The organism is Mesorhizobium sp. B2-3-7, assembly GCF_006442695.1.
In the GTDB taxonomy this organism is placed as follows: Bacteria; Pseudomonadota; Alphaproteobacteria; order Rhizobiales; family Rhizobiaceae; genus Mesorhizobium.
This window is the reverse complement of record NZ_VFVV01000017.1, coordinates 74,391-99,077: the sequence shown is the minus strand read 5'-3', so window position 1 is coordinate 99,077 and position 24,687 is coordinate 74,391. Positions and strand designations below refer to the sequence as shown.

Sequence of the window (24,687 nt, the reverse complement as noted above, 5' to 3'; positions counted from 1 at the left end):
CCTCTAGGCCCTTGCTACGTTCAAGCCGGACAAGCCCGGCTTCTTCCCCGGCTCCGACCGTGCTTTGTCGATCTGTTCAATCGCCCGTTTCACGGCCTCGGCCACACCGGGTTCCCCCTCCCCCAAGATCGCAGGGTTGGACCGGAGTTGATCGAGGGGAACACCCTCGAATTGTTGATGTCGTTTGAATTTGGTGAATACCGAGCGCCCGCTCATGACCATCATGCGGCGCACGATCAGGTCCGGCGTCACCACGACGAGCGCGATGGTGCCCTTGGCCAGCCGGCCGCGAAAATTGCCGGCCCCGACGAAGCCATCCTTGTACTGGTCGGTGACGCCCCGGAAGACGTCCGAATAGTGCCGCATCTGCAGCCAGACGCCGAGCGACTGCAGCGCCCACACAATAACCAGCAGAAGCAGTCCCCACTGCCAAATCGCCATTCGGTTCTCCTCCCGAAGCCTTCATTGAACCGCATCTTGGACGGATGCGCGACAACAGCAAAGTGAGAACATTTGTTTCCGAGAATGTCAATATGTATGATATTGACCTCGGTCACGGTCATCCACAGGGCCGTCGGCCGATTTCGGCGACGGCACGGTTGTGCTAGCCTGTCGTCAAACGGGATATGTGAAATGGAACTGCCCTTCAGGGATGAACTGGCCCTTATGCCCGACCTTCGCCATCGGTTGCGGCAATTGCGCTGGTTCCGCGCCACGTTTCGCGGCAGCGCCAAGGTGGTGTCCGACACATTCGGCGTGCGTTTTGAAATCGACGAAGCCAGGCTCACAAGGGCTTTTCTCGACTGGGTCGAGATCATGGAGGCGCAGAAGCGTTTCGCCGCGATCGACCGCGCCGACTTCATCGTCTTTGCCGCCGGCCTCGTGCTGCGCGAACTGATACGGCAGGCGCCGGCCAGGGAAGTCTCCGGCCTCAGCCATCTCGTCGAGACCGAGCAGAATGCCGGCACGCTGGAAATCGTCCGCTTCTGGCCTGAGGGGTTCCTCTACACCAATTATTGCGTTTCGGTGATTTCGGCGATCTACGAGCAGGAATTCGGCTCAGCGCCCAGCATCGACAAATGCGCCGACGACCTGCGCACATGGTGGTCCTATCGCGAGAACGTGACCGAGATGCCGGCCTATGCCGTGGCTTTCCTCGACCGCTTCCTTGGCGCCGAACCGAACTGGATCACGCCGGATCGCGCGCAATCGCGGCAGGCCATGCAAAGGGCGCTTGGGTCGGCCCGGGCCAGCGATGCGCTACGCCAGCTTTGACAGATTTTGGCGCCCGACCACCACGCTATTGAACATTTGACTTTTTGCCGGTAGCAAAGTGCAAAACTCCGGGGAGAAGCGCGTGGCGCGATCAAGGCCTATCATTTTCGATTGCGACGGCGTTCTCGTCGACAGCGAACCGCTGGCCGCGAGGGCCTATGAGCGCGTCTATGAAAAGCACGGCATGCCGGGCGTGCACGGCGGCATCATCGCTCAGTGCATCGGCATGAAACAGTCCGACATCATCGTCAAAATCAGGGAATTGACCGGCCATCAGTTTCCGGCGGCGGCGGATGGCGACATCTGGACCGAGACCAGGATCCTGTTTTCGCAGGAACTGAAGCCGACACCAGGAATCGCCGCGTTTCTGGAGGCGCTTGAGGGCGACCGCTGCGTTGCCTCGTCGTCCTCCGTCGAGCGCATAAACCACAGCCTGGCAGTGACGGCGCTGGCACGGTTCTTCGGCGACGCAATTTACAGCTCCTCGATGGTTAAGAACGGCAAGCCCGCGCCGGACATTTTCCTGTTCGCCGCGGCAAAGAGGGGCGCCAATCCGGCGGACTGCATCGTCATCGAGGATTCGCCCTTCGGTATCCAGGGCGCGGTTGCCGCCGGCATGACGGCGATCGGCTACACCGGCGGCGGCCACACCTATCCCGAGCATGGCGCGCGACTGAAGGCGGCCGGCGCCGATTTCGTCTGCACCGACTGGCAAGAGATCAGCCGGCAATTGTCCGGGCTCGGTGTCCCCGCCTAAGAGCTTGTTCTAGCGAGTGGGTAGTCCAAGCCGAACCCATTCGTCGGGCGGGATTACAGATCCGACACGTAGGCCGAACGACAAAACCCTGGTCACATCGCTGTCGACCTCGCAGCGGAAGCCCAGATGGTACCACGTGCCCGTTGCGCGGAAAGCGACATCCGGGGCGTTGAGAATATTGCCGGCCTTCAGCGGCACGCTTGGGATCAAGTCGGGGAAATAAGAGGCGTCCAGCAATTGCTGCTGCAATGCGCTGGCGCAAAGTTTGGCACCACGCTGGGCGCGCGGCACGCCGCCCATCGAGGTCGTGGCCAGCGCATCGCCGGTAGCGTCTTGCGAATAGAGCTTGCGAACGCCCGGAAGCCCGGAATAGCGACGCGACGCGGCACTGGCGACATCAGGGGAAGCTGGGTCTCCCGCGCTCCCCTTGGGGGACTTCGAGACCTTTGAAGAGCCGGGCTTCGGCGCATTTGCGGGTTTGGGCGTCGGCTTTTCAGCCGATATGGGAAGCTCGACCTCAGTGTCGCCGTCATCGGCGGCCAACGGCGGTGCCGCGGCCGTTTGCTTGTCGGCGTCGGGGGTTTCCGCCTCCTCAGCATCCTTCAGGGACTCGGCATCCTTCGCGGCGGTTGCCGGCTTCTCGCCGGCCTCGGGCAACTCTGCCGGCTTTTCGGTGGCCGCCGGCGCGCCAGACTTGGTCTCCGCAGGCTCAGGCGTCACGGGCGGCTTGGACGTCTCCTCCTTGGCAGGCGCTGGCGAACTGTCTTGAGCGCTGGCTCCGTCCAGGGATTTCCTGGGGCCGGCGTCCTTGTCGCCGAACTGAAAGACAGGTCTCAAGGTCTCGATCGGCGGCGTCTTGCGCGGCTGCTTTGCGGGCGGTTCTTCAGCCTTCGTTTCCGGCGGCTTCTCGGCTTTGGGCTCCTTTGGCGGTGCGGGCGCAGGTTTCGGTTTTGGCTGATCGGGCGGAGGCACGAGCGCGACATTTACCGGCTGGTCCTGCTGCGGCTCTTGGGCTGGCCTCGGCAGGTTGTAGAACACCAGCGCTGCGAGGAGCGCATGCAGGATCAGCGATGCGGGCAGCGCCCACAACAGATCCCGACGCCGCTCTCGTGCCTCGTCCTTCATGCTGACCGATGTGGAATGAAATAGCGGCGGCTTCAAGCATCGGCTTTGGATTGACGCAATTTAACCGCTGCACAGCTCGGTGATCTGAATGATCCGCGCCGCCCTCGAGGCGTTGGCACGGCTGGGCGAGCGACCGTGCCGTCCCGAATATCCGCAACGACCCTGTTCTGTGACCAGTGACTAGCCTTGCCGCTGGTGCTGGATCTCGTCCAGAAACTGTCCGTCCAGCCGCGTTTCGCCAAACCAGTTCAGCCGGTTGATGCTGACGAAGCCGGCATCGATCGCCTCGTTCTCGTCGCCCGGCTCACTTGCGTGAGCGCGCCCGCGCGGGACTGTGATGACGGTGCGATCGCCGTCGCTCTCCAGGATTTCAGCCTTGCGGCCGATCTTGTCGCGGCCGATGCGCGGCTGCCGGATCCCGGCCGGCAGCGAAGCCGGCAGGTTGATGCTGAGCCAATGGCCATCCGCCGCCCACACTTCACGCGACCGCCAGAGCGAGGCGATCAACGCGCCGAGCCACTCGTCGTCGGCACCGCTGAAGTCCGGATTCTTCACCCGGGAAAAGCCGATCGCCGGAATACCCCAGAATGTCGCCTCGCGCGCAATGCCCAGCGTCCCGGAATAGGCAAGGTCCTCGGCGACGTTGCGCCCGTCATTGACGCCCGCCAGAACCAGGTCGGGCTTTTGGCCATCCGCGAACAGCCAGGCCATCGCACTCACCACGCAGTCGGCCGGAGTACCGGAACACGAATACCAGCCGGGCTTGACGCGCCGCATGATCAACGGCCGCGCGATCGTCAGCGATGCGCCCGCGGCGGTGCGCTTGCCGTCGGGTGCCACCACCCACAAATCGTCGCTCAGGCCGCCGGCCGCCTTGACCAGCCGGACAAGGCCCGGCGCCTCGATGCCGTCATCGTTGCAGATCAGGAGTCTCATGTCTCTTTTCCTCGGCGCACCGTTATGCTCTGGCCGGTGCGGCATTGCGGGCGCAGCGACGGAATATGGGCTTTCAGGTCGTCGAGGAGTTCGCTCGCGCAGGAATGACCGAGCGCCTCCGGGCGCCCTGCCTTCTCCCAGATATCGACATTGCCCGACAGCGTTGGGTGGGTGGGCATGCGCACCCAGTCCGCCCGGCCGGCTTTGTGCAGCAGATCGCCGGGGGAGCCGGAGGGCAGATGCCCGGTCAGCAACACCGGAAAGCCGGCCCGGTCGGCGCGCGGCAGCAGGCGGGACGAAGGCCCGGCCTCGCCCATGCCGTCATCGGCCAGCAAGGGCAGCGAGGGCAGCGGGTCGGCGTCGGTCCAGTCTGCGGCACTACCCAGCCGCAAGCGCAGGATCTCGGATACGCCAGGTAGCAGCGCTGAAGTGGCGGCGATCTGCGCTTCGAGCGAAGCACGCATGCCGGCGTGGATGGCGAAGGGTCCCGGCAAGGCCGCGATCAATTCCAGCGACCGCCCCGACAGCGGCGTCGGCAGAAGGCATCCGTTCGAATGGCGCGCCACCCAGCCCGAAATGGCCTCGGCGCGCGCCGCACCCGGCACGGGATCGGCGCCATAGGACGCGTCGAGAACGAGAAGATCGCATTCGGGGATCGCGTCCATCACGAAGACATTGCTGTCCGGCACCACGTCGGCCGAATAGACGACGCGGCTCTTGCCATCGTCGACGGCAAACCAGACGCCGCCGACGACATGTCCCGACCTCCCCGTCCTGACCCTGAGATTGCCGCTCTTCAGCAAATCGCCGGGTTCGAAAATCTCGATGCGATCTTCCGGAAAGGGAAATCGCTTGAGATCCCCGGGATCGGCATAGCCGGCGAGCGTGGCCGGAGCCTCGGCGCGGGTTTCGGCCGTCATGAAAATCGGACCGGCATAGCCGCGCGACAAAAGCCAGCTCAGAGCACCGACGTGATCCTCGTGCGCATGCGAGACAAACAACGCGTCGATGTCGGCGATCGACCCGTCAAGTGCCGGATAGTACTCCGCCCCTGTGGCCCCGACCTTGATGCCGATATCGAGCAGGATGCGATCGTTTCCGCTGCGGACGGCAACGCTGGTGCGGCCCTTTTCGCCGAAGCCGCCGGCCAGGTCCAGCTTCATCACGACGCCGCCTCCGCCGGGATTACCCAGCCGGACTTAATGCGCAGGCGCGCCTGGGCTCCGCTCTCCAGCACGACCGGGTCGGGCTGCTCGAAATGCAAGGTAAGATCAGGTCCTGCGGAAGGCGTAAATTCGATGCGCGCCGAGCCACCCTGGTAGATCACCCGCTTGACGAGGCCATCGAAGCCGGGGCCGTCCGACGAGACGTCGAGATCGGCCGACCGGCAGCAGATCCTTGCGCCAGCGCGCGGCCGCTCGCCTGCCCGGCAGCGGACGACCAGCTCGGTTCCGAGAACCCGGACCTTGCAATGACCCGCCTCCTCGGAGCTCAGCACGTCGGCCGGAAGCAGAATGCCCTGTGAAATGAAGGAGGCCACCATTTCATTCGCCGGCTCATGATAGAGCTCGCGCGGGGTCGCGAGCTGGACCAGGCGACCGTGATCCATCACCGCGATGCGATCGGCCAGCGCCATGGCCTCGGCCTGATCGTGGGTGATGTAGACGATGGTCGTGCCGGTGCGCTTGTGAAAGGCGGCGAACTCGTCCTCCATCGAGGCCCTGAGATGCACGTCGAGATTGGCGAGTGGCTCGTCGAACAATACCAGCGAGGGCGCGGCGACCAGGCAGCGCGCCAGGGCCACGCGCTGGCGCTGGCCGCCGGAGAGGTTGGCCGGCCTACGGTCTCCTAACCCCTGTAGATTGACCAGGGCCAGCGCGTCGGCAACCTTCTGGCGGGCGACCGCCTTGTCCAGCTTTGCAACCTTGAGCGAATAGCCGATGTTCTCGGCGACCGTCATGTGCGGCCACAATGCGTAGTTCTGGAAGACGATGCCGACCCGCCGCTTCTCTGGTGGAACGCTGCCGCCTGCACCCGACACGACCTCGCTGCCGACGCGGATTTCGCCCGACGTCACCTTCTCGAAGCCGGCGACAAGCCGCAGCAACGTCGTCTTGCCGCAGCCGGAAGGCCCGAGCACGGCAAGGAATTCGCCGTCGCCGACATCGATCGAAACGTCCTTGACCGCATCGAACTCGGCGAAGCTCTTGGTCACATGGTCCAGGGTCAATCGCGCCATGGCAGAACTCCACTCGGAAGGTGAGGGGCAAGCAGGTTGGTCACCAGCATCAGCACGAAGGTGACCGCGACCGTGATGACGGACATCGCCGCCGCGTAGTTGGAATCGCCGCCCTGTTCGAACGAGAACATCACCACGCCGATTGTCTCGGAACCCGACGACCACAGCAGCGCCGAGACCGTGAGCTCGCTGAGCGCCGTCATGAAGATCAGCAGGCCGCCGGCGATCGCCGCCGGCGCCACCAAAGGAAAGACGATGGTGCGCATGCGCGTGAACAGGCCGGCGCCCGCCACTTGTGCAGCCTCCTCCAGCGTCCGGTCGATCTGGTGATAGCCGCTGATGGTCGGCCGCAAGGCCAGCACCAGGAAGCGGGCGAGATAGGCGTAGAGGATGATCCAGACCGTGTTGTAGAGCTGTATGCCGGTCAGCGGGATCGGCCGCAGGAACAGCAGCAGCGATGCGATCGCCAGCACCACGCCGGGCAAGGCATAGGGCAGTTCGACCGAAAGATTGAGCAGCCGCACCCAGCGCTGTTTGCCCCAGGCAATGAGATAGCCGATCGGCACGGCGACGAGGACCGCGAAGAAGGCGGCGGCGATAGACAGCCAGAAGCTGTTGAAGAAGGCGCGGCTGGCGGCAGCGTGCTCGAACAGCACGAAACGGTAATTGTCGAGCGTCGCCGTCTTGGCGCTGAGCGCGATGCCGTAGCCGGGAACCAGCGACGTCAGCACCAGCCCGAACAGCGGCAGGAACAACACCAGTACGACCAGCAGCCACATGCCGGCCTGGACGACCGGACGCCAGCGGCCAAGCTCGTAGGGCTCGGCGGGCAGCGAGGTGGAGCTGATGCGGTAGTCGCGGCGCCGGCTCATGACCTCCTGGGCGATAATGCCGGCCATGGCGATGATGCCGATCAGCACCGACAGGAACGCCGTCTCGCCGAGCACGGCCGGCCCGCCGCCGGCCAGTTTTTGATAGATCAAGGTCGGCAGCACGAGATAATTGGCGGGAATGCCGAGAAAGGCGGGAATGCCGAAATTGCCGACGCAGGACACGAAGGCCAGTGCCGCTGCCGCCATGATCGACGGTGTCATCAGGGGTAGCACGATGGTGACGAGCACGGTGAACCAGCTCGCGCCGCCGGCTCGCGCCGCCTCGACCAGTTCGCGCGGCAGCTTGCGCAGGCCAGCGCGCACCAGCAGGAACACCAGCGGGCCATACTGCACGCCGAGCAGCAGGATGATGCCCGACGTGGAATAGAGCGGGTTCTTGGTGCCCAGCGGCGGTGCGGCGCCGAACAGCTTGAGGAACGGGCTGGCCGGTCCGAACAGTTGCAGCCAGGCAAGCGCCGTGACCTGCGGCGCGATCATCAGCGGCATGACGTAGCAGAGCACCAGCGCGCTTCGGCCGCGTATGTCGGTCAGCGTGATGAGCACCGCCACCAGCGTTCCCGACAGCACGGCAAGCACCGTGCCGCCTATGCCGACGACAAGCGTGTGCCAGGTGGCGATCCAGGTCGCCGGGCTTCTCAGTCCAGCCTCCAGGGCCATCGTCGACACCGTGCCGCCGGGTGCCACGATTTCCTTGATCAGGCGCAGCATCGGCAGCAGGGAGAGCAGCACGATGACGACGGCTACCGCCGCCGTCAGGACCATTTCCTGGCCCCGGCTTTCCCTGATCGTTGATGGCATCGTTGCTTTCCTGAAATTCGACCAGCGCGCAGTGGGGATGCCGCCGAAGCGGCATCCCGGCCGGATCGCCGAGCCTTGTCAGCCGCCGAACAGTTCCGAGAACTTCGCCTTGTCGGCGTCGGTCTTGGCGACGATTGCCTTGGTGTCGAACGACATTACCTTGACCTTGACGCCTTCCGGCAGCCATTCGGGCCGGCCGACCGAGGCCCGTGCCGGCAGGTAGCCCATCGAAAGCGCCAGCTTCTGGCCTTCGTCCGAAAGAATGAAGTCGACGAACTTCTTGGCGCCGTCGACATTCTTGGCCGTCTTCATGATCGCGACCGGTTCGGTCACGGCCGGAACGCCTTCCGAGGGGAACACGAATTCCACCGGCGAGCCCTTCTTCTTGGCGTTCATCGCCATGAAGTCGACGAGGATGCCATAGGGCTTCTCGCCTGATGCCACGGACTTCAGCACCGCGCCATTGCCGCGCACGCTGACGGTGTTGTTGGCCTTCAGCTTCTGGAAGAAATCCCAGCCGTAATCGGCATCGCTGGCGAAACCCGAAAGCAGGTAGGCGGCGGCACCTGAATAGAGCGGGCTCGGCATGACGAGACCATCGGCATAGGCCGGCTTGGCGAGATCGGCCCAATGCTCGGGTTTTTGCGCAGCCGCGGTGTTGTAGACGATGCCGGTGGTGATCAGCTTGCTGCCGAAATAGGTCTTGTCGGCGTCGTAAGCATCCGGCTCGATGCCGTCGAGCTTTGCCTCGGGATAAGGCAGCAGCCGGCCATCCTTCTTCAGCAACTCCATCGAGACCGCATCGGCGATCAACAGCACGTCGGCCTGCGGGCTGCCGGCGGCGAATTCGGCCGCCATCTTTGTGAGGATGTCGCTGGTACCGGAACGATAGATTGCCACGTCGATGCCGGGCTGCGCCTTCTTGAAGGCCTCCACGGTCTTGGCCGCATCGGCTTCCGGCTGGGATGTGTAGAGCGTCAACGTTTCGGCACTTGCCATGCCGGCAAACAAAGTTGCCGCGAGCGCCAGCTGGCTGCCCAGCAGCTTGATGAATAGCGTCTTCATAAGACCTCCTGTCCTGTCTGTGCACGACTGGTCCGGCCCCGGCCGGTTCCCTGTCTCTTCCTCCCTGCACGGCGCATATGACTGGTGGATGACACAGCGCGTGAGATATACAAAATATGTTCATATGTTCGATGTCAATTACAAATGAACAAAACTGTGCAACAATCGACACGCCGGACATCCGGTGCCAGTTGACACGCGGCCGGCCTTGCTCCGAAGAGGCGATGCGGGGCCCAGGCCAAGGCTCATGAGGACGAAAAGCGATGCCCGTGGAAAAACCGAGACCGGCCCGCTCCGGATTGCCGATGGTGTCGTCGGATCTCAACGTCAAGACGGCGTGGCTCTATTATGTGGAGGGCTTCACGCAGGAGCAGATCGCCGAGAAGCTCGATGTCTCCAGGGTTAAGGTCATGCGCACGCTGGCCGCGTGCACGGCCGAGGGCATCGTCGTCACCATGATCAACGCGCCGACCGCCGAACAGGTGGCGCTCGAACGTGCACTCGAGAAGCGCTGGGGCCTCGATGCCGCCGTCGTCATCCCGACGCCTTCGGCGCAAGAGCACCTGGAGAAGGCGATCGGCCACGCCGTGGCGGCCTATCTCGGCGAGCAGATGCAGGACGGCATGACGCTGGCAATCGGCGGCGGCGCGACCCTGCATGCAAGTTTGGGCTTTCTCGCCCGCCGGCAGCTGAAGCACGCCTCGGTCGTGGCGCTCGTCGGCAGCCTGCCGCATTCGCAATGGATCAATCCGTCGATCGTCGCCGCCAAGGTCGCCGATGTCTTCGAGGTCGACAGCTACCAGATCACTGCGCCGGTGACGGTCGACAACCCCTCGCTGCGTGACCTGCTCTGGGCGCAGCCGGCGCTGCAGGACGTGCGGCAGCGCGCTGCCGCCGCCGATATCGCGCTGCTTACCGTCGGCGACATGTCGCCGGACGCGACCATCTTCCGCCACGGCATCGTGCCGTCGTCGCTCATCGCGTCGCTGAAAGCGAAGGGCGCGGTCGCCAACATGCTGTGCTATTTCGTCGATGCCTCAGGCAGGCTGGTCGACCACGAAGTCAACGGCCGCGTCATGGCCATCGACCTCGATGTCGTCGGCCAGGTGCCGAATGTCGTGCTGGCCGCCGGCGGAAAACGCAAGGTGGCCGCGATCCTCGCCGCGCTGAAGGCCGTCAGCACCAATGTGCTGATCACCGACAGCGATACGGCGACGGCGCTGCTGGCAAAGGCTGGCTGACGCTGCTTCCAGTGCCGCTTAGATCAGGCCGCGTTCGCGCAAGAAATCCTCGACGCCGACATGGGTCATGGATTCGAATTCGGCGATCGCCTCGGCCACCCGCCTGCGCTGGGCCGCCAGCAGCGTGAACACCTGCTTCATCTCGCCGGAAACGCCGAAGCGGCCCCAGCGCTCCGCGATATGCGCAGGCAAGCCGATATCGGCGCAGAACGCATCCAGGCTCTCATAGCCGAGACTGGCGACGAGTTGCTTGGTTTCGTCCGCCGACATGCGCGGCTCGAAAGCGTGATCGTGCAGGCGCTGCGCCACCAGCTTGATGTCGGACGGAGACGCGCCCATCACCTTGCCGAACAGGGTCTTGACGTCGGATGGATCGAATGCGGGCATGCGGACCTCCCTTGATCACAGTCCACCTGAAACATGGGCGAAGGGTTCGCGCCTGACAAGTCGATTCTGTGGTGAGCCGGCGCATCATTCGACGCCGGCTCACGTCAACGTGACCTACACCAGCATGCCCATCGGGTTCTCGATCAGCTTCTTGAAGGCGACCAGCAGTTCGGCACCGAGTGCTCCGTCCACGGCGCGATGGTCGGTCGACAGCGTCACCGACATCACGGTGGCGATTCTGATCTCGCCGTTCTTGACCACCGCCCGCTCCTCGCCGGCACCCACCGCCAGGATCGTCGCATGCGGCGGGTTGATGACGGCGGCGAAATCCTTGATGCCGAACATGCCAAGGTTCGACACCGCCGTGGTGCCGCCTTGATATTCCTCCGGCTTCAGCTTGCGGCTGCGCGCGCGGCTGGCCAGGTCCTTCATCTCGTTGGAGATCACCGACAGCGTCTTTTCGTCCGCCTTGCGGATAATCGGCGTGATCAGACCGCCGGGGATCGACACGGCGACGCCGACATCGGCATGCCTGTGCTTGACCATGGCGCTTTCGGTCCACGAGGCATTGGCATCCGGCACCGCTTTCAGGGCCATGGCCATCGCCTTGATCACCATGTCGTTGACCGACAGCTTGTAGGCGGGCGCCTCGCCCTTGTCGGTCTTCTTTACCGGTGCGGCCGCATTGAGCTGCGTGCGCAGCGAAAGCAGCGCATCGAGCTCGCAGTCGAGCGTCAGGTAGAAATGCGGGATGGTGGTCTTGGCCTCGACCAGCCGGCGCGCGATGGTCTTGCGCATGTTGTCGTGCGGGACGAGTTCATAGGAGCCTTCCTCGAACAGGCGCAGCACGTCCCCCTCCCCCTTGAGGGGAGAGTGGCCGGCCGCAGGCCGGTCGGGTGGGGTCGCTTCGACGGGGCTCGGCGCAAAAGCGGTGCCTCCTGAGACGACCCCCTCCGTCCGCTTCGCGGACACCTCCCCCTCGAGGGGGGAGGAGAGTACCGCATCGATATCCGCCTTCACGACGCGGCCATGTGGGCCTGTGCCTGATATGCCGGAGAGATTCAGTCCTGCTTCACGAGCCAATCGACGCGCCAAGGGTGTAGCGCGGGTTTTTCCCTCCCCCTCGAGGGGAGGGTGGCCGGCCGAAGGCCGGTCGGGTGGGGTCGGTTCGACCGGGCTCAGCGCGAGGGCGGTGCCTTCTGAGGCAACCCCCTCTGTCGACTTCGTCGACATCTCCCCCTCAAGGGGGGAGATTGGCGCCTTGTCCTGCTTGGCCCCGTAGCTTTCATCATCGGCATAGATCCACGCAACCGGCGCGCCGACGGGGATATCGACGCCTTCCTTGCCGGAGACATCGCGCAGGATGCCGCTGGCCGGCGCGTCGATTTCCATCGCCGCCTTGTCGGTCTCGATCTCGAACAGCACGTCGCCCTTCTTGACCCGGGCGCCTTCCTCGGCGAACCAGCGCGAGATCTGTCCGGTCGCCATGTCCATGTCGACCTTGGGAAGAATGACTTCGGTCGGCATGTCTCAGCGAACCCCTCTCACGAGGTCGCGGGCGGCGGTGATGATGCCGGGAACCTGCGGCACCGTCGCCTTCTCCAGCTCCGGATTGTACGGGATCGGCGTCTCCGCGCCGCCCAGCCGCACGATCGGCGCGTCGAGATAGTCGAACGCCTCGCTCTCGGCGATCATGGCGCTGACCTCGGCGCCGATGCCCAGCGTCTTGACCGCTTCGTAGACGCACATCAGCCGCGACGTCTTCTTGACGCTGTCGATGACGGTCTGCTTGTCCATCGGCCGGATCGTCCTGAGGTCGACGACTTCGACGTCGATGCCTTCCGCTTCCAGCGCGGCCGCGGCGTCGAGCGCCTTCTGCACCATGATCGAGGTGGCGACGATGGTGAGATCGCGCCCTTCGCGGCGGATATCGGCCTTGCCGATCGGCACCGTGTAGTAGCCTTCCGGAACCGGGCCCTTCATCTTGTAGAGCAGCTTGTGCTCGAAGATCATCACCGGATCGGGATCGGCGACGGCAGCCAAAAGCATGCCCTTGGCATCGTGCGGCGTCGCCGGCTGGATGACCTTTAGGCCCGGCACATGGCCGAGCCAGGCCTCCAGGCTCTGGCTGTGCTGCGCGGCGGCACCGGTGCCGGAACCGGCGGGAAAGCGCATCACCACGGGAACGGAAACCTCACCGCCCAGCATGAAGCGCATCTTGGCCGCCTGGTTGACGATCTGCTCCATGGCGAGCGTGGCAAAGTCGGAGAACTGGAACTCGAAGATCGGCCGCATCCCGGTGAGGGCCGCACCCACCGCGACACCCGCGCCGCCCAGTTCCGAGATCGGCGTATCCATCACCCGGTCCGCGCCGTAGCGCTCGACCAGATCGCCGGTCACCTGGAAGGCGCCGCCATAGACGCCGATGTCCTCGCCCATCAGGAAGACGCGTTCGTCCATGTCCATGGCGATCGCCATGGCTTCCTGGATCGCCTGGGCGTAGCTCAGTTCACGCACCATCGCGTCCATCACGCCTGCTCCGTATACACGTAATTTCCGGTCTCGCTGACATCAGGCGACGGGCTCGCCTTGGCGAACTCGATGCCGTCGGCGATTTCCTTGGCCACCGCTTCGCGGATCGCCTCGATGCCCTTGTCGTCAATGAACCCGAAGTCGCGCAGCTCGCTTTCGAACAGGGTGATCGGATCGCGGTTCGACATCCAGTCCTCGATCTCCTCCTTGGTGCGATAGCGGTTGCGGTCGCTCTTGGAATGGCCGCGATGGCGGTAGGTCTTGGACTCGATCAGCGTCGGCCCCTCGCCCGCGCGTGCGCGCTCGACGGCCTTGTAGGACGCCTCGGCGACCTCCGAAAAAATGTTGCCGTTGACGATGACGCCGGGCATCGAATAGGCGGCGGCGCGCTCGGCGATGTTCTTGACCGCGGTCGAGCGGGCCGTCGACGTCGACATGCCGTAGCCATTGTTCTCGCACACGAAAATCACCGGCAGCTTCCAGATCGCCGCCATGTTCAGCGCCTCGTGGAAAGCGCCCTCATTGTTGGCGCCGTCGCCGAAGAAGGAGACCACGACCTTGCCGGTCTTCATCATCTTGGAGGAGAGCGCCGCCCCGACGGCGATCGGAATGCCGCCGCCGACGATACCATTGGCGCCCAGATTGCCCTTGGCCACGTCGGCGATGTGCATCGAGCCGCCGCGTCCCTTGCAGTAGCCGGTGGTCTTGCCGAAGAACTCGGCGAACATGCGCTTGACCTCGGCGCCCTTGGCGATGCAGTGGCCGTGGCCGCGATGCGTCGAGGTGATCTGGTCATCCTCGCCGAGCGGCATGCAGATGCCCATGGCGCTGGCTTCCTGCCCGATCGACAGATGCATGGTGCCGTGGATGAGGCCGCGCGTGTAGCTCTCCTCCGCGCCCTCTTCGAAGCGGCGGATGAGGTACATCTTGTAGAGCACCTGTCTGAGCTGCTCGGCGCTGTACTGGCGATAGACGAAGGGCAGGTTGGCACGGCTGTCCGCGACGGCTTTGCTGGCTGCGGCCATGATCACACCTCCACGGTTCCGTAGACGAGCTTGTCCTGGCGCGCGCGCAGTTCGGCGATCTTGGAGCCGGGAGCCGGGGCGGCATTGGCGTAGGTGATGAGCTCGCCCTTCTTGATCGGCGCCGTCACCGAACCGCCTTGCAGCAGACCGCAGGGAATGGCCCTGGCGGCATGTGCTTCCGGCGCCGTCATGATCCAGGCGCGGTAGCAATATTCGCCGATCGCATCGAGCTTCTCGCCCGGCTTCATGTCCTTCTTGGCCACGGCTGCGACTTCGGCCACCGGCTTTGCCAGCGGCACCATGTCGGCCTTGCCGTAGAGCACGACGCGGGCGCAGGTCAGGGGCACTTCGAGCGAGGTCAAATGGTAGGGCCGATGGAAGGTGAAGTACGGGCCCTTGCCCATCTTCAAATCTTCCATGCGCTCCGAAATGCGCGGATGCGACATGTCGGCGACGACGAACACGCCGGGCGCGACACCCTTGCCGATCGAATAGTCGACGACGCCGACCTTCGACAGCACGCCGCCGTCCTTCTGCGGCACCAGCACCTTGGACAATTCGCCGAGCGTCGCCGCCGGACCATGCATGCCGGCCTTGTCGGGCACCAGCCCGGTGGCGTTGGCGATCGCCGCCATCTCGACCATGGTCTTGGAGCCGTCGACGAACTCGACCAGCATACGCACATTCATGTGCCGGCGCTTGGCTTCCTCTTCATAGTCGGGCGGCGTGGCGTCGATGTTGAGCGGATTGTTCTTGCCCTTGCCGGCGGCGACGATCGGATGGCCCATGGCCGAGACGAATTCGATAAGCTCCATGCAGGAAGACGGCTCGTCGCCGGCGCCCAGCGAATAGGTGACGCCGAGCCGGTCGGCCTCGCTCTTGAGATAGGCGCCGATGGTGACGTCGGCCTCGACATTCATCATCACCAGGTGCTTGCCGTGCTCCATGGCGCGCAAGCCGATCTCGGCGCCGACGGCGGGAACGCCGGTGGCGTCGATGACGACGTCGATCAGGTCATTGTTGATGACCAGGCTGGCGTCGTTGGTGACCGCCACCTTGCCGGCCTCCATGGCGGCCGTCATCGCCGAGGCGTTCGACACTTCGCGCGCATGCCCGGTTTCCTGGAAGGCGATATCCACGGCCTTACTGGCGGCGGGCAGGTTCAGCTCGGAAATGGCGCCGATCTCAATACCGGACATATGGGCGACGCGGGTGACGATGTCGGTTCCCATCTCGCCCGAACCGATCAAGCCGATGCGGATTGGCTTGCCCGACCTGGCCCGCACCTCGAGATCACGGGCAAGGCCCGTCAACGAAACATTGGAAGCCATACCGCTCATTCCTCCCGTAATGCTGCTATTCAATCACCTGACGGGTATTGAACATCTGTATTTCTGTCAAGACTAATGTCCAGATTTGATGCGCTTTTGCGGCACTTCCCAGCATCACGAGCAAGATGGGAAAGCCGGCAAATCCGACAACCAAACGGCTCGCGACGGTTCGACGCATTCGGGCCCGGAAAAACTTCAACCGTGAGCGCACTTGATGGCGAGAGAAGGGGCGCCCCCTGCTTAAGTGCTAGCCAACCGGAAAATCGTGGAAATGGATGATGGTGCTGACCGGAATGCCGCGCCATTTGCCGGCGATCAGCCGGTGGACACGTCCGGCGAAGATGTGACGGACACTGCCATGGCGTTGGAATAGCTCTTGAAGGGCATCGGCGTCGGTTAGCGTGACCTCGTCGAGCACCGGCATGTGGATGCCGAACGGCGGGTGGTGCATAAAAACAGGAGGACCGACCGGTCCTGTGCCTATTGCAACCGCTTGCCGGCGCCTGCGGCATCAGCCGGGAACAGAACGCCTCGCCTGGGCTTTACTGTGCCGTCCAGCCGCCGTCCATCGGCAAGGTCGTGCCGGTGATCTGCCTGGCTGAATCCGAGCACAGGAACAGCGCCAGGGCGGCAAGGTCCTCGACGGCGACGAATTCCTTTGTCGGCTGTGCGGCCAGAAGCACATCGCGCTTGACCTGTTCCTCGGTCATGCCGCGCGCCTTCATGGTGTCGGGGATCTGCTTCTCGACCAGCGGCGTCCAGACATAGCCGGGCGCGATCGCGTTGACGGTGATGCCGTCCTGCGCGACTTCCAGCGCCACCGTTTTGGTCAGGCCTGATATGCCGTGCTTGGCCGAGACATAGGCGGATTTGAACGGCGAGGCGACGAGCGCATGCGCCGAAGCCGTGTTGATGATGCGGCCCCATTTGCGGCTCTTCATGCCGGGCAGCGCCGCTTTTATCGCGTAGAAGGCCGACACCAGGTTGATGCGGATGATCGCTTCCCATTTGTCGTCCGGGAATTCCTCGATCGGCGCGACATGCTGGATGCCGGCATTGTTGACCAGGATGTCGAGGCTGTCGAACGCCTCTTCCGCCTCATGCACCATGGCGCTGACCGCCGCGCCGTCCATCATGTTGGCGTCGGAGTAGCGGCATTTGACACCGAAATCCTTCTCGATGCCGGCGCGCTCCTGCTCGATCGCCGTGGCGTCGCCCAGGCCGTTGATGGTGAGATTGGCGCCTTCGGCGGCGAAGGCGCGGGCGATAGCCAGGCCGATGCCGCTGGTCGAGCCGGTGACGAGCGCATTCTTCGAAGACAGGAAACCCATGGGTGATCTCGATATGGTGGGAGGGAACACGAAAGATAGGGCGCGGTCTTGTGCGCCGCAACATGACGATGCCACAGCCATATATCCGCGCATGCCCGACTCGACCGGCTTCGGCGACTACACCGAGACCGGTCACGTCATTCCGGTGCGCTACAAGGCCAGCATGGCGGCTATGTCCACTCGATGTACGTCGACGACGCGCCGATCACCGGCGCGAGCGCGGTTTTTCCTCCGGAATTGCCTGGAAACCGAACCGCCCTGATGGTCCGTCAGGGTCGCTTGGCCCGGGCAGGGCCAACATTGGGCGATCCGGCGATTTCCAGCAGCGACGACACCAGCAATTGCCGCTCGTCTGGGGAAAGCACGTCCGCGTCGAACAGGTTCATGCTGCGCAGGCCCTCGATGGCGAGATAGCAGACCAGCAGCGACTTGAGATCCGGCGTCTCGCTCTTCAGTCGTTGGAAGAGTTGTCGCTTGAACGTCTTTATCGGCGACATGAAGTCCGGATCCTCGGCGATCGCCGAAAATATCCACGACGCCGATGGCTGCTTGTCCTCGCAATCCTTGGCCGAAAGCCTGATGTAGACGGCGAGCGGATTTGCGCCATTGTCGTTGCTGCTGGCGGTCTCTAGCGCCTGCTCGAATTCGCGCAGATAGCCTTCGACCAGGCCCTGCATCAATTTGGCCTTGGTCGGGAAATTGTAGAGCAGTCCGCCCTTTGATACGCCGGCGCGGCTGGCGACGGCATCCAGGGACAGGCTACCGGGACCGGATTCCCGTGCGACGTCCGCCGCCGCAGCGAGAATCCTCTCGCGCGAGTTCGTTCGTTGGGCTTTCATGGCGCCTCCCATCGCAAGCTTAGGCCCAATTGACAAGACCGTCCAGACGGTACAGTAAGACCGCGGTCATTTGAAATCGGGGCCCGCAGTCGATATGTGTCCCGATATCCGCGCTTCGCGCCGGATTTCGACTGAGGGGACTTCCTTGTTCAAGCGCATACTCCGTTTCGTTATCATCATTGTTGTGTTGGCCGTGCTCGTCATCGTGGTCGGCGGCATCGTCGGGTTCAATTTCCTGCGTGACAACGGCATCAAGCAGTATTTCGCCACGATGAAGCCGCCAGCGGCAACCGTGTCGACAACTATCGTCAAGCCGTCGAACTGGACGCCGGGCATCGAGGCGATCGGCACGGTCCGCGCCGTGCGCGGTGTCGACCTGACGGTTGAGACCGCCGGCATCGTCAAGGAGATCCCCTTCCATGCCAACGAGAAAGTGGCGGCCAATGCGGTGCTGCTGCAGCTCGACGACGCCGTAGAGCGTGCCGATCTCGCGGCACAGAAGGCGCAGGCGGCGCTCGATCAGACATCGCTGACCCGTGCACTCGAACTGACCAAGCGCGGTGTCGGCTCGGACTCGACCTTGGACACCGCACGTGCGGCCGCGTCCGCCTCGGCATCCCAGGTCAACAGGCTTCAGGCAGTGCTCGACCAGAAGCAGCTGACGGCGCCCTTTGCTGGAACCGTCGGCATCCCGAAGATCGATCTAGGCCAATATCTGGCGCCCGGCACCGCCGTGGTGACGCTGCAGGATCTCGACACGATGCGGGTCGACTTCACGGTTCCCGAACAGCAACTGCCGCTGCTCAAGATCGGGCAGACGGTTCGGCTTGGCCTCAGCGGCGGCGACATGCCTTTTGCCGGGACCATTCGCGGTATCGATCCCAAGATCGACCCGTCCAGCCGGCTGGTGAACATCCGGGCGGAAGTCGCCAATCCCGAAGGCAAGCTGACCCCCGGCCAGTTCGTGCAAGTGCGTGTCGAACTGCCCGAGGAGCAGAATGTGCTGGCGCTGCCGCAGACGGCGCTGACCACCAGCCTCTATGGCGACTACATATTCGTGGTGCACCCGGCAAAGCCCGCCGAGGCGCAGCCGACCAAGCCGGAGACAAACCCCGCCGCGGCGGCGACCGACAAGCCGGCGGACGCCAAGCCCGCGGCCGATGCCAAACCGGTCGAAGCCGCGAAGCCTGCCGCCGATGCGGCAAAACCAGCGGACAAGGCCGCCGCCGATCAGGCCAAGCCGGCCACGGGGGGCGAGCAGCCTGCCCTGGTCCTGTCGCAGGTATTCGTCAAGCCCGGCCGCCGCAACGAGGGCATGGTCGAGATCGTCGAAGGCCTCAAGGCGGGCGATGAGGTTGTCACGGCAGGTCAGAATCGCCTCTTCAACGGCATGTCCGTCAACGTCGACAACACCATCGACCCAACCAAATCGGCGAACAAGCAGGCCGACCAGCAATGAGCGTTTCCGATCTCTTCATTCGCCGGCCCGTCCTCTCCACGGTCCTTGCATGCATGATCCTGCTCCTGGGTTTCCAGGGCATATTCAGCCTGTCGATCCGCCAGTATCCGAAGGTTGACGAAACCGCGATCACCATCACGACGGCCTATCCGGGCGCCAGCGCCGACCTGATCCAGGGCTTCATTTCCGCTCCGATCGCGCGCGCCGTCGCCTCGACCGAGAACATCGATTACGTCACGTCGTCGAGCCGACCGTCCTCCAGCACCGTGACTGTGCAGATGAAGCTCGGCTCCAACCCGGACGTCGCGCTGACCGAAGTGCTGTCCAAGGTCCAGGGCGTGCGCGGCACCTTGCCGGACGCCTCCAAGGATCCCGTCATCGTCAAGGGCACGGGCCAGCAATTCGCGATGATGTACATCTCGATGCAGAACCCGAACATGACCAAGGAGCAGCTGACCGAGTATATCGAACGCGTCATCAGGCCCCGCATGTCGACGGTCGAAGGCGTCGCCGACGTGCAGATCTTCGGTGCCCAGGAATACTCGATGCGGGTCTGGATCGATCCGGTCAGGCTCGCCGCGCGCGGTGTGACCGCATCGGAAGTGCTGACGGCGATCAACAACTCCAACTTCCTGTCGGCGCCCGGCAACACCGAGAACGAATATGTCGTCTCCTCGATCACCGTGCGCTCGACGCTCCAGACGCCGGAAGCCTTCGCCGAACTGCCGCTGCGCTCGACCGACGGCAATGTGGTGCGGCTGCGCGATGTCGCCCGCGTCGAACTGGGCGCCGAGAATACCGACACCAGGGTTTCCTTCAACGGCAAGCCAGGCACCTTCCTCGCCATCTTCCCGACCCCGGCTGCCAATCCCCTGACCACGGCGGCGGCGCTCACCAAGCTGGTGCCTCAAATCCAGGAGACGTTGCCGAAAGGCATGACGATCGAGATCGTCTACGACGCGACCGGGCAGATCAGCGCCTCGATCGACGAAGTGTTCAAGACCATCGGCGAGGCCGTTGCCATCGTCGTCGTCGTCATCCTTTTGTTCCTTGGCTCTTTCCGTTCGGTGATGATGCCCATCGTCACCATCCCGCTGTCGCTGATCGGCGTCTGCTTCCTGTTGTTCGCGGTGGGCTATTCGATCAATCTTCTGTCGCTGCTCGCCATGGTTCTGGCGATCGGCCTCGTCGTCGACGACGCCATCGTGGTGGTGGAGAATATCCACCGCCACATGGAAGAGGACCACATGTCGCCGATGCAGGCGGCCTTCAACGGCATGCGCGAGATCGCCACCGCCATCGTCGCCATGACCATGACGCTGGCCGCGGTGTTCGCACCATTGGCCTTCACCGGCGGCCTGACCGGCGCGCTGTTCCGCGAATTCGCCGTCACGCTCGCCGGCTCGGTGGTGCTGTCGGGCGTGATCGCCATCACCATCACGCCAATGATGTCGGCGCGCCTGCTGAAGTCCGGCACGCCAGGCCGTTTCCAGCGCATTGTCGACGGCACTTTCGCGCGGGTCGAGCACGTCTATGAGCGGGCCGTCACCGGGTCGCTCAACTATCGCCCGCTGACGCTGATCATCGTGCTGGCGCTTGTCGGGGTGACCGGCTTCATGTTCACCAAGACCTCAACCGAACTGGCGCCGGAAGAAGACCAGGGCTTCCTGCTCTCGCTTGTAACGGCGCCGCGTTATGCGACATCCGATTACACCGAGACTTACGTCAACCAGATGCTCGGTCTGGTGAAGGATATTCCCGAAACGCGGGCGCAGTTCTCGGCCGTCGCGTTCGGCGGCACGACGAACAGTGCGTTCGTCGGTTTCGCCTTCAAGGACTGGGCGGAGCGCAAGCGCAACTCGAAGGAGCTGCAGGCCGACATCACAGCCCGTCTCGCCAAGGTGGCGGGCGTCCAGGCCTTCGTCTTTGCGCCACCGACGCTGCCGGGCTCCGGCGGCGGCCTGCCCATCGCCCTGGTGGTGCGATCGACCGGCGACTCCTCGGAAGTGTACGACGTGGCCGAGAAGATCAAGAACAAGGCACAGGCCTCCGGCCGCTTCATCGTCGTGCAGAATTCGATGGCCTATGACGCGCCGCAGGTGACGGTGACCATCGATCGCGACCGCGCCGCGGCGCTGAACCTGCCGATCGCCGATATCGGCCGGACGCTGACGCTGCTGGTCGGCGGCGCCGAAGTGGCGCAGTTCGACCGCGACTCCAACAGCTACGACATCATCCCGCAGGTGCCGAAAGAATTCCGCGACAATCCCGAAAAACTCGGCGAGTACTTCGTGCGCAGCGTAACGGGCGAGATGGTGCCGCTGTCGGCGGTGGTGAAGATCTCGACCAATGCGTCGCCGGCCGCGATCGAGCAGTTCAACCAGCTGAATTCGTCGACGATCTCGGCGCTGCCGCTGCCCGGCGTCACCACGGGCGATGGATTGAAAGTCCTCGAGGACATAGCCAGGGAGAGCCTGCCCGACACCTTCTTCATCGACTATTCGGGCCAGTCCAGGCAGGAGAAGGAACAGGGCAACACGATCCTGATCGCCTTCGGGGCGGCCGTCATCGTCATCTATCTGGTGCTGGCGGCGCAGTTCGAAAGCTTCCGTGATCCGCTGATCATCATGATGGCGGTGCCGCTGTCGATCTTCGGCGCCATCGTGCCGCTCAATCTGGGCCTCGGCACACTCAACATCTACACGCAGGTCGGACTGATCACGCTGATCGGCCTGATCACCAAGCACGGCATCCTGCTGGTCGAGTTCGCCAACCAGCAGCGCGAGATCCACGGTATGCGGCGACGCGACGCCATCATCGCTTCGGCCAAGGTGCGGCTGCGGCCTATCCTGATGACGACGGCGGCGATGGCGCTTGGCGTGGTGCCGCTGATCACGTCCAGCGGCGCCGGCGCCGCTGCCCGCTATTCGATGGGCCTGGTCATTTTCACCGGCATCCTGGTAGGCACCATGTTCACGCTCTTCGTCGTGCCCATGTTCTATACCTTCATTGCCAGCAAGGACTTGCCCCAGCTGGCCGAGAAGCCGGATCCCAAATTGATGCCGGCATTGCCGAGCTGATGGAAACGGCATTGCCGAACTAACAAAAACTAACAAAGAAAAGAGGCCGAAACGTCCCGGCCTCTTTCTTTGGCTGTGCTCGATTTACCGCGGGAAAATGTTCCGGCGGGAGCCCTGAACGGATATGGCTGCTGTGCCGATCCGTTGCCAGCCAGCTACTTGACGATGACGATGCTGGTGTTGGCCGGCCCGAAGGTTTCGACGAGCTGGTAGAAATCGGCGGCATTGTCGGGATGCAGCCGCACGCAACCATGCGAGGCCGGCCGGCCAAGCCGCTTGATGGCATAGGTGGCGTGCACCGCATAGCCGCCGCTGAAGAACACCGAATGCGGCATCGGCGCGTTGTCGTACTTCTTCGAATACCACATTTCATGCATGCGCGTCGGCTTAAACGAGCCGGTCGGCGTCACATGCGCCCTGTCGCCGGTGGAAACCTTCCAGGCGAAGGCCGGGCGGCCGTCGACCGAGACTTCCATCACCTGTTGCGAAAGCGAGACGCGCGCCACGATCTTGTTGGCGGCATGCGCGGTACCCGTGCTGGCGCCGAACAGAAGCGCCGCACCCGTCAGGGCAGCGGCGGCGGTGATGTTGATGAGCTTGGCGGAAATAGCAGTATGCATGATGTCCCTCTCTCTGCCGGGCTGGCCGGCCCCAAATTCGATGAGCGGCTTATCGATGCATCATGTTTCGGAGAGATTTCGTGAAATGCTCGTTTGTGTTTCGAATATGTTTCCTCTGGTTAACGGGCCAAAGTTTCCAAATGGCGAACATTGACGCTGTCACCCTGGACAGGAGTAGGCACATAGGTATCCAGCCCGAAACGAAAGTTCGGATTGGTCAAATTTGAAAGGTTGGAGCCCTATTTCGAAACAGAATCTGCAACAAAGCGCATTTTCGGCGGCATGAAGCGGATACAGGCCGCCGGCAGAGTTGACGTAACGAAAGCAGACGGCAACGACCACGGGAACGAAAACGAACATGCGGTCCTGGTTTCTCGGGATCAGCATCGCAGCAGCAGCCATTAGCGGCGCCGGCACGGTTGCCGACGGTTCCATGGCCAGCCTCGCGGCGATAAGTTCGAGTGAGATCTCAACCCTCTATACCGTCCTGTTTTGTGCCACGGTCTGGATTGTTCCAGCCTGCGCATCGTCCGGCTCAAGGCCCACTGGCGGGTTGGCCTTCGGCTGCTGGCATTGCGCGGCCCCTCCGGCAACTTGCTGCTGAGAGGACCGAAGGCCCGCGCCGTGACGGGGGGCTCCGTAGACGGCGCGGGCACTTCGGGAGTTCCTGAAGTATGCCGAGGCGTCACGCGCCCACCCAAGACGGGCGTTGGTCTTCGGAAAACAAGCCGCCGCAACATGAATTACTGGGGATTGACGCAATGAAAACGAAACTTGCAGCCTCTGTGCTTTCGGCACTGCTCTACGCACAGGGCCTGCTCGGCTTTGCCGGGCTCGCCACCGTGCTCTTGAAAGAGCGCGCGCAAGCAGGCGAGTTCACGGCAGGCAGCGACATGTCGCCGGGGCCATCGCTACTGGTGGTGCGCTGAGCACAGGGCAATCGGGCCCGAGGTGAAAACCGGTTTGGAAATCCGATGCTCAACCAGAGGAACTGCGTGAGCGCCCGGCCGTCAATCGGCGAATTGCGCCGGCGGATCGAAACGGTAGCCGGCGCCGCGTATGGTGATGATGGCTTCCGTATCGAGTTTGCGGCGCAGCCGCACGATGCGCGAATCGATCGAGCGGTCGAAAGCGTCGACATTCTCGGCCGGCGCCGCCGCGATTATGTCGTCGCGCGTCAGCACCTTGCGGGGACTGGCCAGGAACAGCCGAAGCAGCGCCACCTGGCCGGGCGAAAGCTGCTCCTCCGTGCCCGAGCGGTGCATGACGATGGCCGACCTCAAATCGACGGTCGCGTTCTCCAACACGATCAGTTCCTGGGCGGCCCTGCCCCGCCGCGTCAGCAGGCCGCCGACGCGGGCGGCGAGTTCCCTGACATTGAGCGGACTTTCGATGACGTCGGCCGCACCGAGCTCGAGCGCCAGCACCTTGTCGACGAGGTCGCACGGCCGGCAGATCAGGATGAAATCCGGTCCGCCTTCACCGCCCCCCCCTTGGCTGCCATAACGTCTGAGCAGATCACGTCCCTCCGCCTGGCTGAGGCTGTCACCGACGACGACGACGTCGACGCCCTTTCCCGCCAGCATAGATTCCGCTTCCCAGGGCTGGCGCGCCTGACGCACGTCGTGGCCTCGCCGCTCAAGGTGATCGGCGAGTTCGGTCGCCACCACTTCGGCGACGCAGATAAGCCCGATAACGGCGCGTGCAGCCATGTTTTCCAACCATATCCTGGCAACCCGATATGAGTGCTGGAC

Annotated in this window: 22 protein-coding genes and 2 pseudogenes; 7 read left to right on the top strand and 17 right to left on the bottom strand. The window is 63.8% G+C overall.

Annotated features, from left to right (window positions below; translation table 11 throughout):
• Positions 1–3: 3 nt before the first annotated feature.
• The gene (locus FJ940_RS26175; RefSeq protein WP_140517924.1) at positions 4–441 is read right to left on the bottom strand and encodes a transcriptional regulator GutM; all 438 of its coding nucleotides are present in this window, start codon (positions 439–441) and stop codon (positions 4–6) included.
• A 192-nt stretch (positions 442–633) separates the two neighbouring features.
• Between FJ940_RS26175 and FJ940_RS26170 the strand changes: the two genes are divergently transcribed.
• A complete protein-coding gene (locus tag FJ940_RS26170) occupies positions 634–1,275 on the top strand; it encodes a hypothetical protein (RefSeq protein ID WP_140517923.1) in 642 nt (213 codons plus the stop codon).
• A gap of 82 nt (positions 1,276–1,357) precedes the next feature.
• A complete protein-coding gene (locus FJ940_RS26165) occupies positions 1,358–2,032 on the top strand; it encodes an HAD family phosphatase (protein WP_140525806.1) in 675 nt (224 codons plus the stop codon).
• A 9-nt stretch (positions 2,033–2,041) separates the two neighbouring features.
• Here the strand turns inward: FJ940_RS26165 and FJ940_RS26160 are convergent, their stop codons facing one another.
• The 6 genes from FJ940_RS26160 to FJ940_RS26135 form a co-directional block, all read right to left on the bottom strand.
• Positions 2,042–3,157 carry a DUF930 domain-containing protein gene (locus FJ940_RS26160; RefSeq protein ID WP_140658324.1) on the bottom strand — a complete coding sequence of 372 codons (1,116 nt, stop codon included), beginning with the start codon at positions 3,155–3,157 and terminating at the stop codon, positions 2,042–2,044.
• Between the two features lie 180 nt (positions 3,158–3,337).
• A complete protein-coding gene (locus FJ940_RS26155) occupies positions 3,338–4,093 on the bottom strand; it encodes a 5'/3'-nucleotidase SurE (protein ID WP_140658322.1) in 756 nt (251 codons plus the stop codon).
• Entirely contained in the window at positions 4,090–5,256 is a 1,167-nt protein-coding gene (locus tag FJ940_RS26150; protein ID WP_140500642.1) for an MBL fold metallo-hydrolase, read from the bottom strand. The genes FJ940_RS26155 and FJ940_RS26150 overlap by 4 nt, the downstream gene beginning before the upstream one ends.
• The gene (locus FJ940_RS26145; RefSeq protein ID WP_140500632.1) at positions 5,256–6,332 is read right to left on the bottom strand and encodes an ABC transporter ATP-binding protein; all 1,077 of its coding nucleotides are present in this window, start codon (positions 6,330–6,332) and stop codon (positions 5,256–5,258) included. The genes FJ940_RS26150 and FJ940_RS26145 overlap by 1 nt, the downstream gene beginning before the upstream one ends.
• Positions 6,320–8,023: an iron ABC transporter permease gene (locus FJ940_RS26140; protein WP_140517918.1), complete on the bottom strand. Its 1,704-nt coding sequence runs from the start codon at positions 8,021–8,023 to the stop codon at positions 6,320–6,322. The genes FJ940_RS26145 and FJ940_RS26140 overlap by 13 nt, the downstream gene beginning before the upstream one ends.
• Before the next feature lie 78 nt (positions 8,024–8,101).
• Positions 8,102–9,088, bottom strand: a complete 987-nt coding sequence (locus FJ940_RS26135; protein WP_140525497.1) for an ABC transporter substrate-binding protein — start codon at positions 9,086–9,088, stop codon at positions 8,102–8,104.
• Positions 9,089–9,351: 263 nt separating this feature from the next.
• Here FJ940_RS26135 and FJ940_RS26130 point away from each other — a divergent pair, with 263 nt between their 5' ends.
• Positions 9,352–10,329 carry a sugar-binding transcriptional regulator gene (locus FJ940_RS26130; RefSeq protein ID WP_140525496.1) on the top strand — a complete coding sequence of 326 codons (978 nt, stop codon included), beginning with the start codon at positions 9,352–9,354 and terminating at the stop codon, positions 10,327–10,329.
• Positions 10,330–10,347: 18 nt separating this feature from the next.
• On the opposite strand, the gene FJ940_RS26125 is transcribed toward FJ940_RS26130, so the two are convergent.
• The 7 genes and pseudogenes from FJ940_RS26125 to FJ940_RS26095 form a co-directional block, all read right to left on the bottom strand.
• Positions 10,348–10,716 (bottom strand): hypothetical protein, encoded by a 369-nt coding sequence (locus FJ940_RS26125; RefSeq protein ID WP_140500628.1) that lies wholly within the window; start codon positions 10,714–10,716, stop codon positions 10,348–10,350.
• A gap of 114 nt (positions 10,717–10,830) precedes the next feature.
• Complete coding sequence (locus tag FJ940_RS26120; RefSeq protein WP_140658320.1) at positions 10,831–12,243, bottom strand: pyruvate dehydrogenase complex dihydrolipoamide acetyltransferase; 1,413 nt, start codon at positions 12,241–12,243, stop codon at positions 10,831–10,833.
• 3 nt (positions 12,244–12,246) lie between these two features.
• The gene (locus tag FJ940_RS26115) at positions 12,247–13,245 is read right to left on the bottom strand and encodes an alpha-ketoacid dehydrogenase subunit beta (protein WP_140558466.1); all 999 of its coding nucleotides are present in this window, start codon (positions 13,243–13,245) and stop codon (positions 12,247–12,249) included.
• Positions 13,245–14,273 carry a thiamine pyrophosphate-dependent dehydrogenase E1 component subunit alpha gene (locus tag FJ940_RS26110; RefSeq protein ID WP_140500625.1) on the bottom strand — a complete coding sequence of 343 codons (1,029 nt, stop codon included), beginning with the start codon at positions 14,271–14,273 and terminating at the stop codon, positions 13,245–13,247. Before FJ940_RS26110 ends, FJ940_RS26115 begins: the two co-directional genes overlap by 1 nt.
• Positions 14,274–14,275: 2 nt before the next feature.
• Entirely contained in the window at positions 14,276–15,604 is a 1,329-nt protein-coding gene (locus tag FJ940_RS26105; protein WP_140500624.1) for an NAD(P)H-dependent oxidoreductase, read from the bottom strand.
• Positions 15,605–15,887: 283 nt separating this feature from the next.
• A pseudogene (locus FJ940_RS29095) lies at positions 15,888–15,977 on the bottom strand (phosphodiesterase); the annotation flags it as partial.
• Positions 15,978–16,146: 169 nt separating this feature from the next.
• Positions 16,147–16,935: a 3-hydroxybutyrate dehydrogenase gene (locus FJ940_RS26095; protein ID WP_140500623.1), complete on the bottom strand. Its 789-nt coding sequence runs from the start codon at positions 16,933–16,935 to the stop codon at positions 16,147–16,149.
• 82 nt (positions 16,936–17,017) lie between these two features.
• On the opposite strand from FJ940_RS26095, the pseudogene FJ940_RS28930 reads away from it, so the two are divergent.
• Positions 17,018–17,148: pseudogene (locus FJ940_RS28930) on the top strand (acetoacetate decarboxylase family protein); the annotation flags it as partial.
• 56 nt (positions 17,149–17,204) lie between these two features.
• Here the strand turns inward: FJ940_RS28930 and FJ940_RS26085 are convergent.
• On the bottom strand, positions 17,205–17,774 hold the full coding sequence (locus FJ940_RS26085) for a TetR/AcrR family transcriptional regulator (RefSeq protein ID WP_140500622.1): 570 nt from the start codon (positions 17,772–17,774) through the stop codon (positions 17,205–17,207).
• Between the two features lie 145 nt (positions 17,775–17,919).
• On the opposite strand from FJ940_RS26085, the gene FJ940_RS26080 reads away from it, so the two are divergent.
• Entirely contained in the window at positions 17,920–19,233 is a 1,314-nt protein-coding gene (locus FJ940_RS26080; RefSeq protein WP_140650641.1) for an efflux RND transporter periplasmic adaptor subunit, read from the top strand.
• A complete protein-coding gene (locus FJ940_RS26075) occupies positions 19,230–22,313 on the top strand; it encodes an efflux RND transporter permease subunit (protein WP_140525490.1) in 3,084 nt (1,027 codons plus the stop codon). Before FJ940_RS26080 ends, FJ940_RS26075 begins: the two co-directional genes overlap by 4 nt.
• A 155-nt stretch (positions 22,314–22,468) precedes the next feature.
• On the opposite strand, the gene FJ940_RS26070 is transcribed toward FJ940_RS26075, so the two are convergent.
• Positions 22,469–22,933: a L,D-transpeptidase gene (locus FJ940_RS26070; RefSeq protein WP_140561605.1), complete on the bottom strand. Its 465-nt coding sequence runs from the start codon at positions 22,931–22,933 to the stop codon at positions 22,469–22,471.
• Positions 22,934–23,694: 761 nt separating this feature from the next.
• Here FJ940_RS26070 and FJ940_RS26060 point away from each other — a divergent pair.
• Positions 23,695–23,862, top strand: a complete 168-nt coding sequence (locus FJ940_RS26060; protein ID WP_140658318.1) for a hypothetical protein — start codon at positions 23,695–23,697, stop codon at positions 23,860–23,862.
• 81 nt (positions 23,863–23,943) lie between these two features.
• On the opposite strand, the gene FJ940_RS26055 is transcribed toward FJ940_RS26060, so the two are convergent.
• A complete protein-coding gene (locus tag FJ940_RS26055; protein ID WP_140558460.1) occupies positions 23,944–24,645 on the bottom strand; it encodes a response regulator transcription factor in 702 nt (233 codons plus the stop codon).
• Positions 24,646–24,687: the final 42 nt, after the last annotated feature.

What these genes read in the sequence shown, in the direction of transcription:
- FJ940_RS26175 (WP_140517924.1), bottom strand. Translation starts at nt 441, where the DNA reads ATGGCGATTTGGCAGTGGGGACTGCTTCTGCTGGTTATTGTGTGGGCG.
- FJ940_RS26170 (WP_140517923.1), top strand. Translation starts at nt 634, where the DNA reads ATGGAACTGCCCTTCAGGGATGAACTGGCCCTTATGCCCGACCTTCGC.
- FJ940_RS26160 (WP_140658324.1), bottom strand. Translation starts at nt 3,157, where the DNA reads ATGAAGGACGAGGCACGAGAGCGGCGTCGGGATCTGTTGTGGGCGCTG.
- FJ940_RS26155 (WP_140658322.1), bottom strand. Translation starts at nt 4,093, where the DNA reads ATGAGACTCCTGATCTGCAACGATGACGGCATCGAGGCGCCGGGCCTT.
- FJ940_RS26150 (WP_140500642.1), bottom strand. Translation starts at nt 5,256, where the DNA reads ATGAAGCTGGACCTGGCCGGCGGCTTCGGCGAAAAGGGCCGCACCAGC.
- FJ940_RS26145 (WP_140500632.1), bottom strand. Translation starts at nt 6,332, where the DNA reads ATGGCGCGATTGACCCTGGACCATGTGACCAAGAGCTTCGCCGAGTTC.
- FJ940_RS26140 (WP_140517918.1), bottom strand. Translation starts at nt 8,023, where the DNA reads ATGCCATCAACGATCAGGGAAAGCCGGGGCCAGGAAATGGTCCTGACG.
- FJ940_RS26135 (WP_140525497.1), bottom strand. Translation starts at nt 9,088, where the DNA reads ATGAAGACGCTATTCATCAAGCTGCTGGGCAGCCAGCTGGCGCTCGCG.
- FJ940_RS26130 (WP_140525496.1), top strand. Translation starts at nt 9,352, where the DNA reads ATGCCCGTGGAAAAACCGAGACCGGCCCGCTCCGGATTGCCGATGGTG.
- FJ940_RS26125 (WP_140500628.1), bottom strand. Translation starts at nt 10,716, where the DNA reads ATGCCCGCATTCGATCCATCCGACGTCAAGACCCTGTTCGGCAAGGTG.
- FJ940_RS26120 (WP_140658320.1), bottom strand. Translation starts at nt 12,243, where the DNA reads ATGCCGACCGAAGTCATTCTTCCCAAGGTCGACATGGACATGGCGACC.
- FJ940_RS26115 (WP_140558466.1), bottom strand. Translation starts at nt 13,245, where the DNA reads ATGGACGCGATGGTGCGTGAACTGAGCTACGCCCAGGCGATCCAGGAA.
- FJ940_RS26110 (WP_140500625.1), bottom strand. Translation starts at nt 14,273, where the DNA reads ATGGCCGCAGCCAGCAAAGCCGTCGCGGACAGCCGTGCCAACCTGCCC.
- FJ940_RS26105 (WP_140500624.1), bottom strand. Translation starts at nt 15,604, where the DNA reads ATGGCTTCCAATGTTTCGTTGACGGGCCTTGCCCGTGATCTCGAGGTG.
- FJ940_RS26095 (WP_140500623.1), bottom strand. Translation starts at nt 16,935, where the DNA reads ATGGGTTTCCTGTCTTCGAAGAATGCGCTCGTCACCGGCTCGACCAGC.
- FJ940_RS26085 (WP_140500622.1), bottom strand. Translation starts at nt 17,774, where the DNA reads ATGAAAGCCCAACGAACGAACTCGCGCGAGAGGATTCTCGCTGCGGCG.
- FJ940_RS26075 (WP_140525490.1), top strand. Translation starts at nt 19,230, where the DNA reads ATGAGCGTTTCCGATCTCTTCATTCGCCGGCCCGTCCTCTCCACGGTC.
- FJ940_RS26070 (WP_140561605.1), bottom strand. Translation starts at nt 22,933, where the DNA reads ATGCATACTGCTATTTCCGCCAAGCTCATCAACATCACCGCCGCCGCT.
- FJ940_RS26060 (WP_140658318.1), top strand. Translation starts at nt 23,695, where the DNA reads ATGAAAACGAAACTTGCAGCCTCTGTGCTTTCGGCACTGCTCTACGCA.
- FJ940_RS26055 (WP_140558460.1), bottom strand. Translation starts at nt 24,645, where the DNA reads ATGGCTGCACGCGCCGTTATCGGGCTTATCTGCGTCGCCGAAGTGGTG.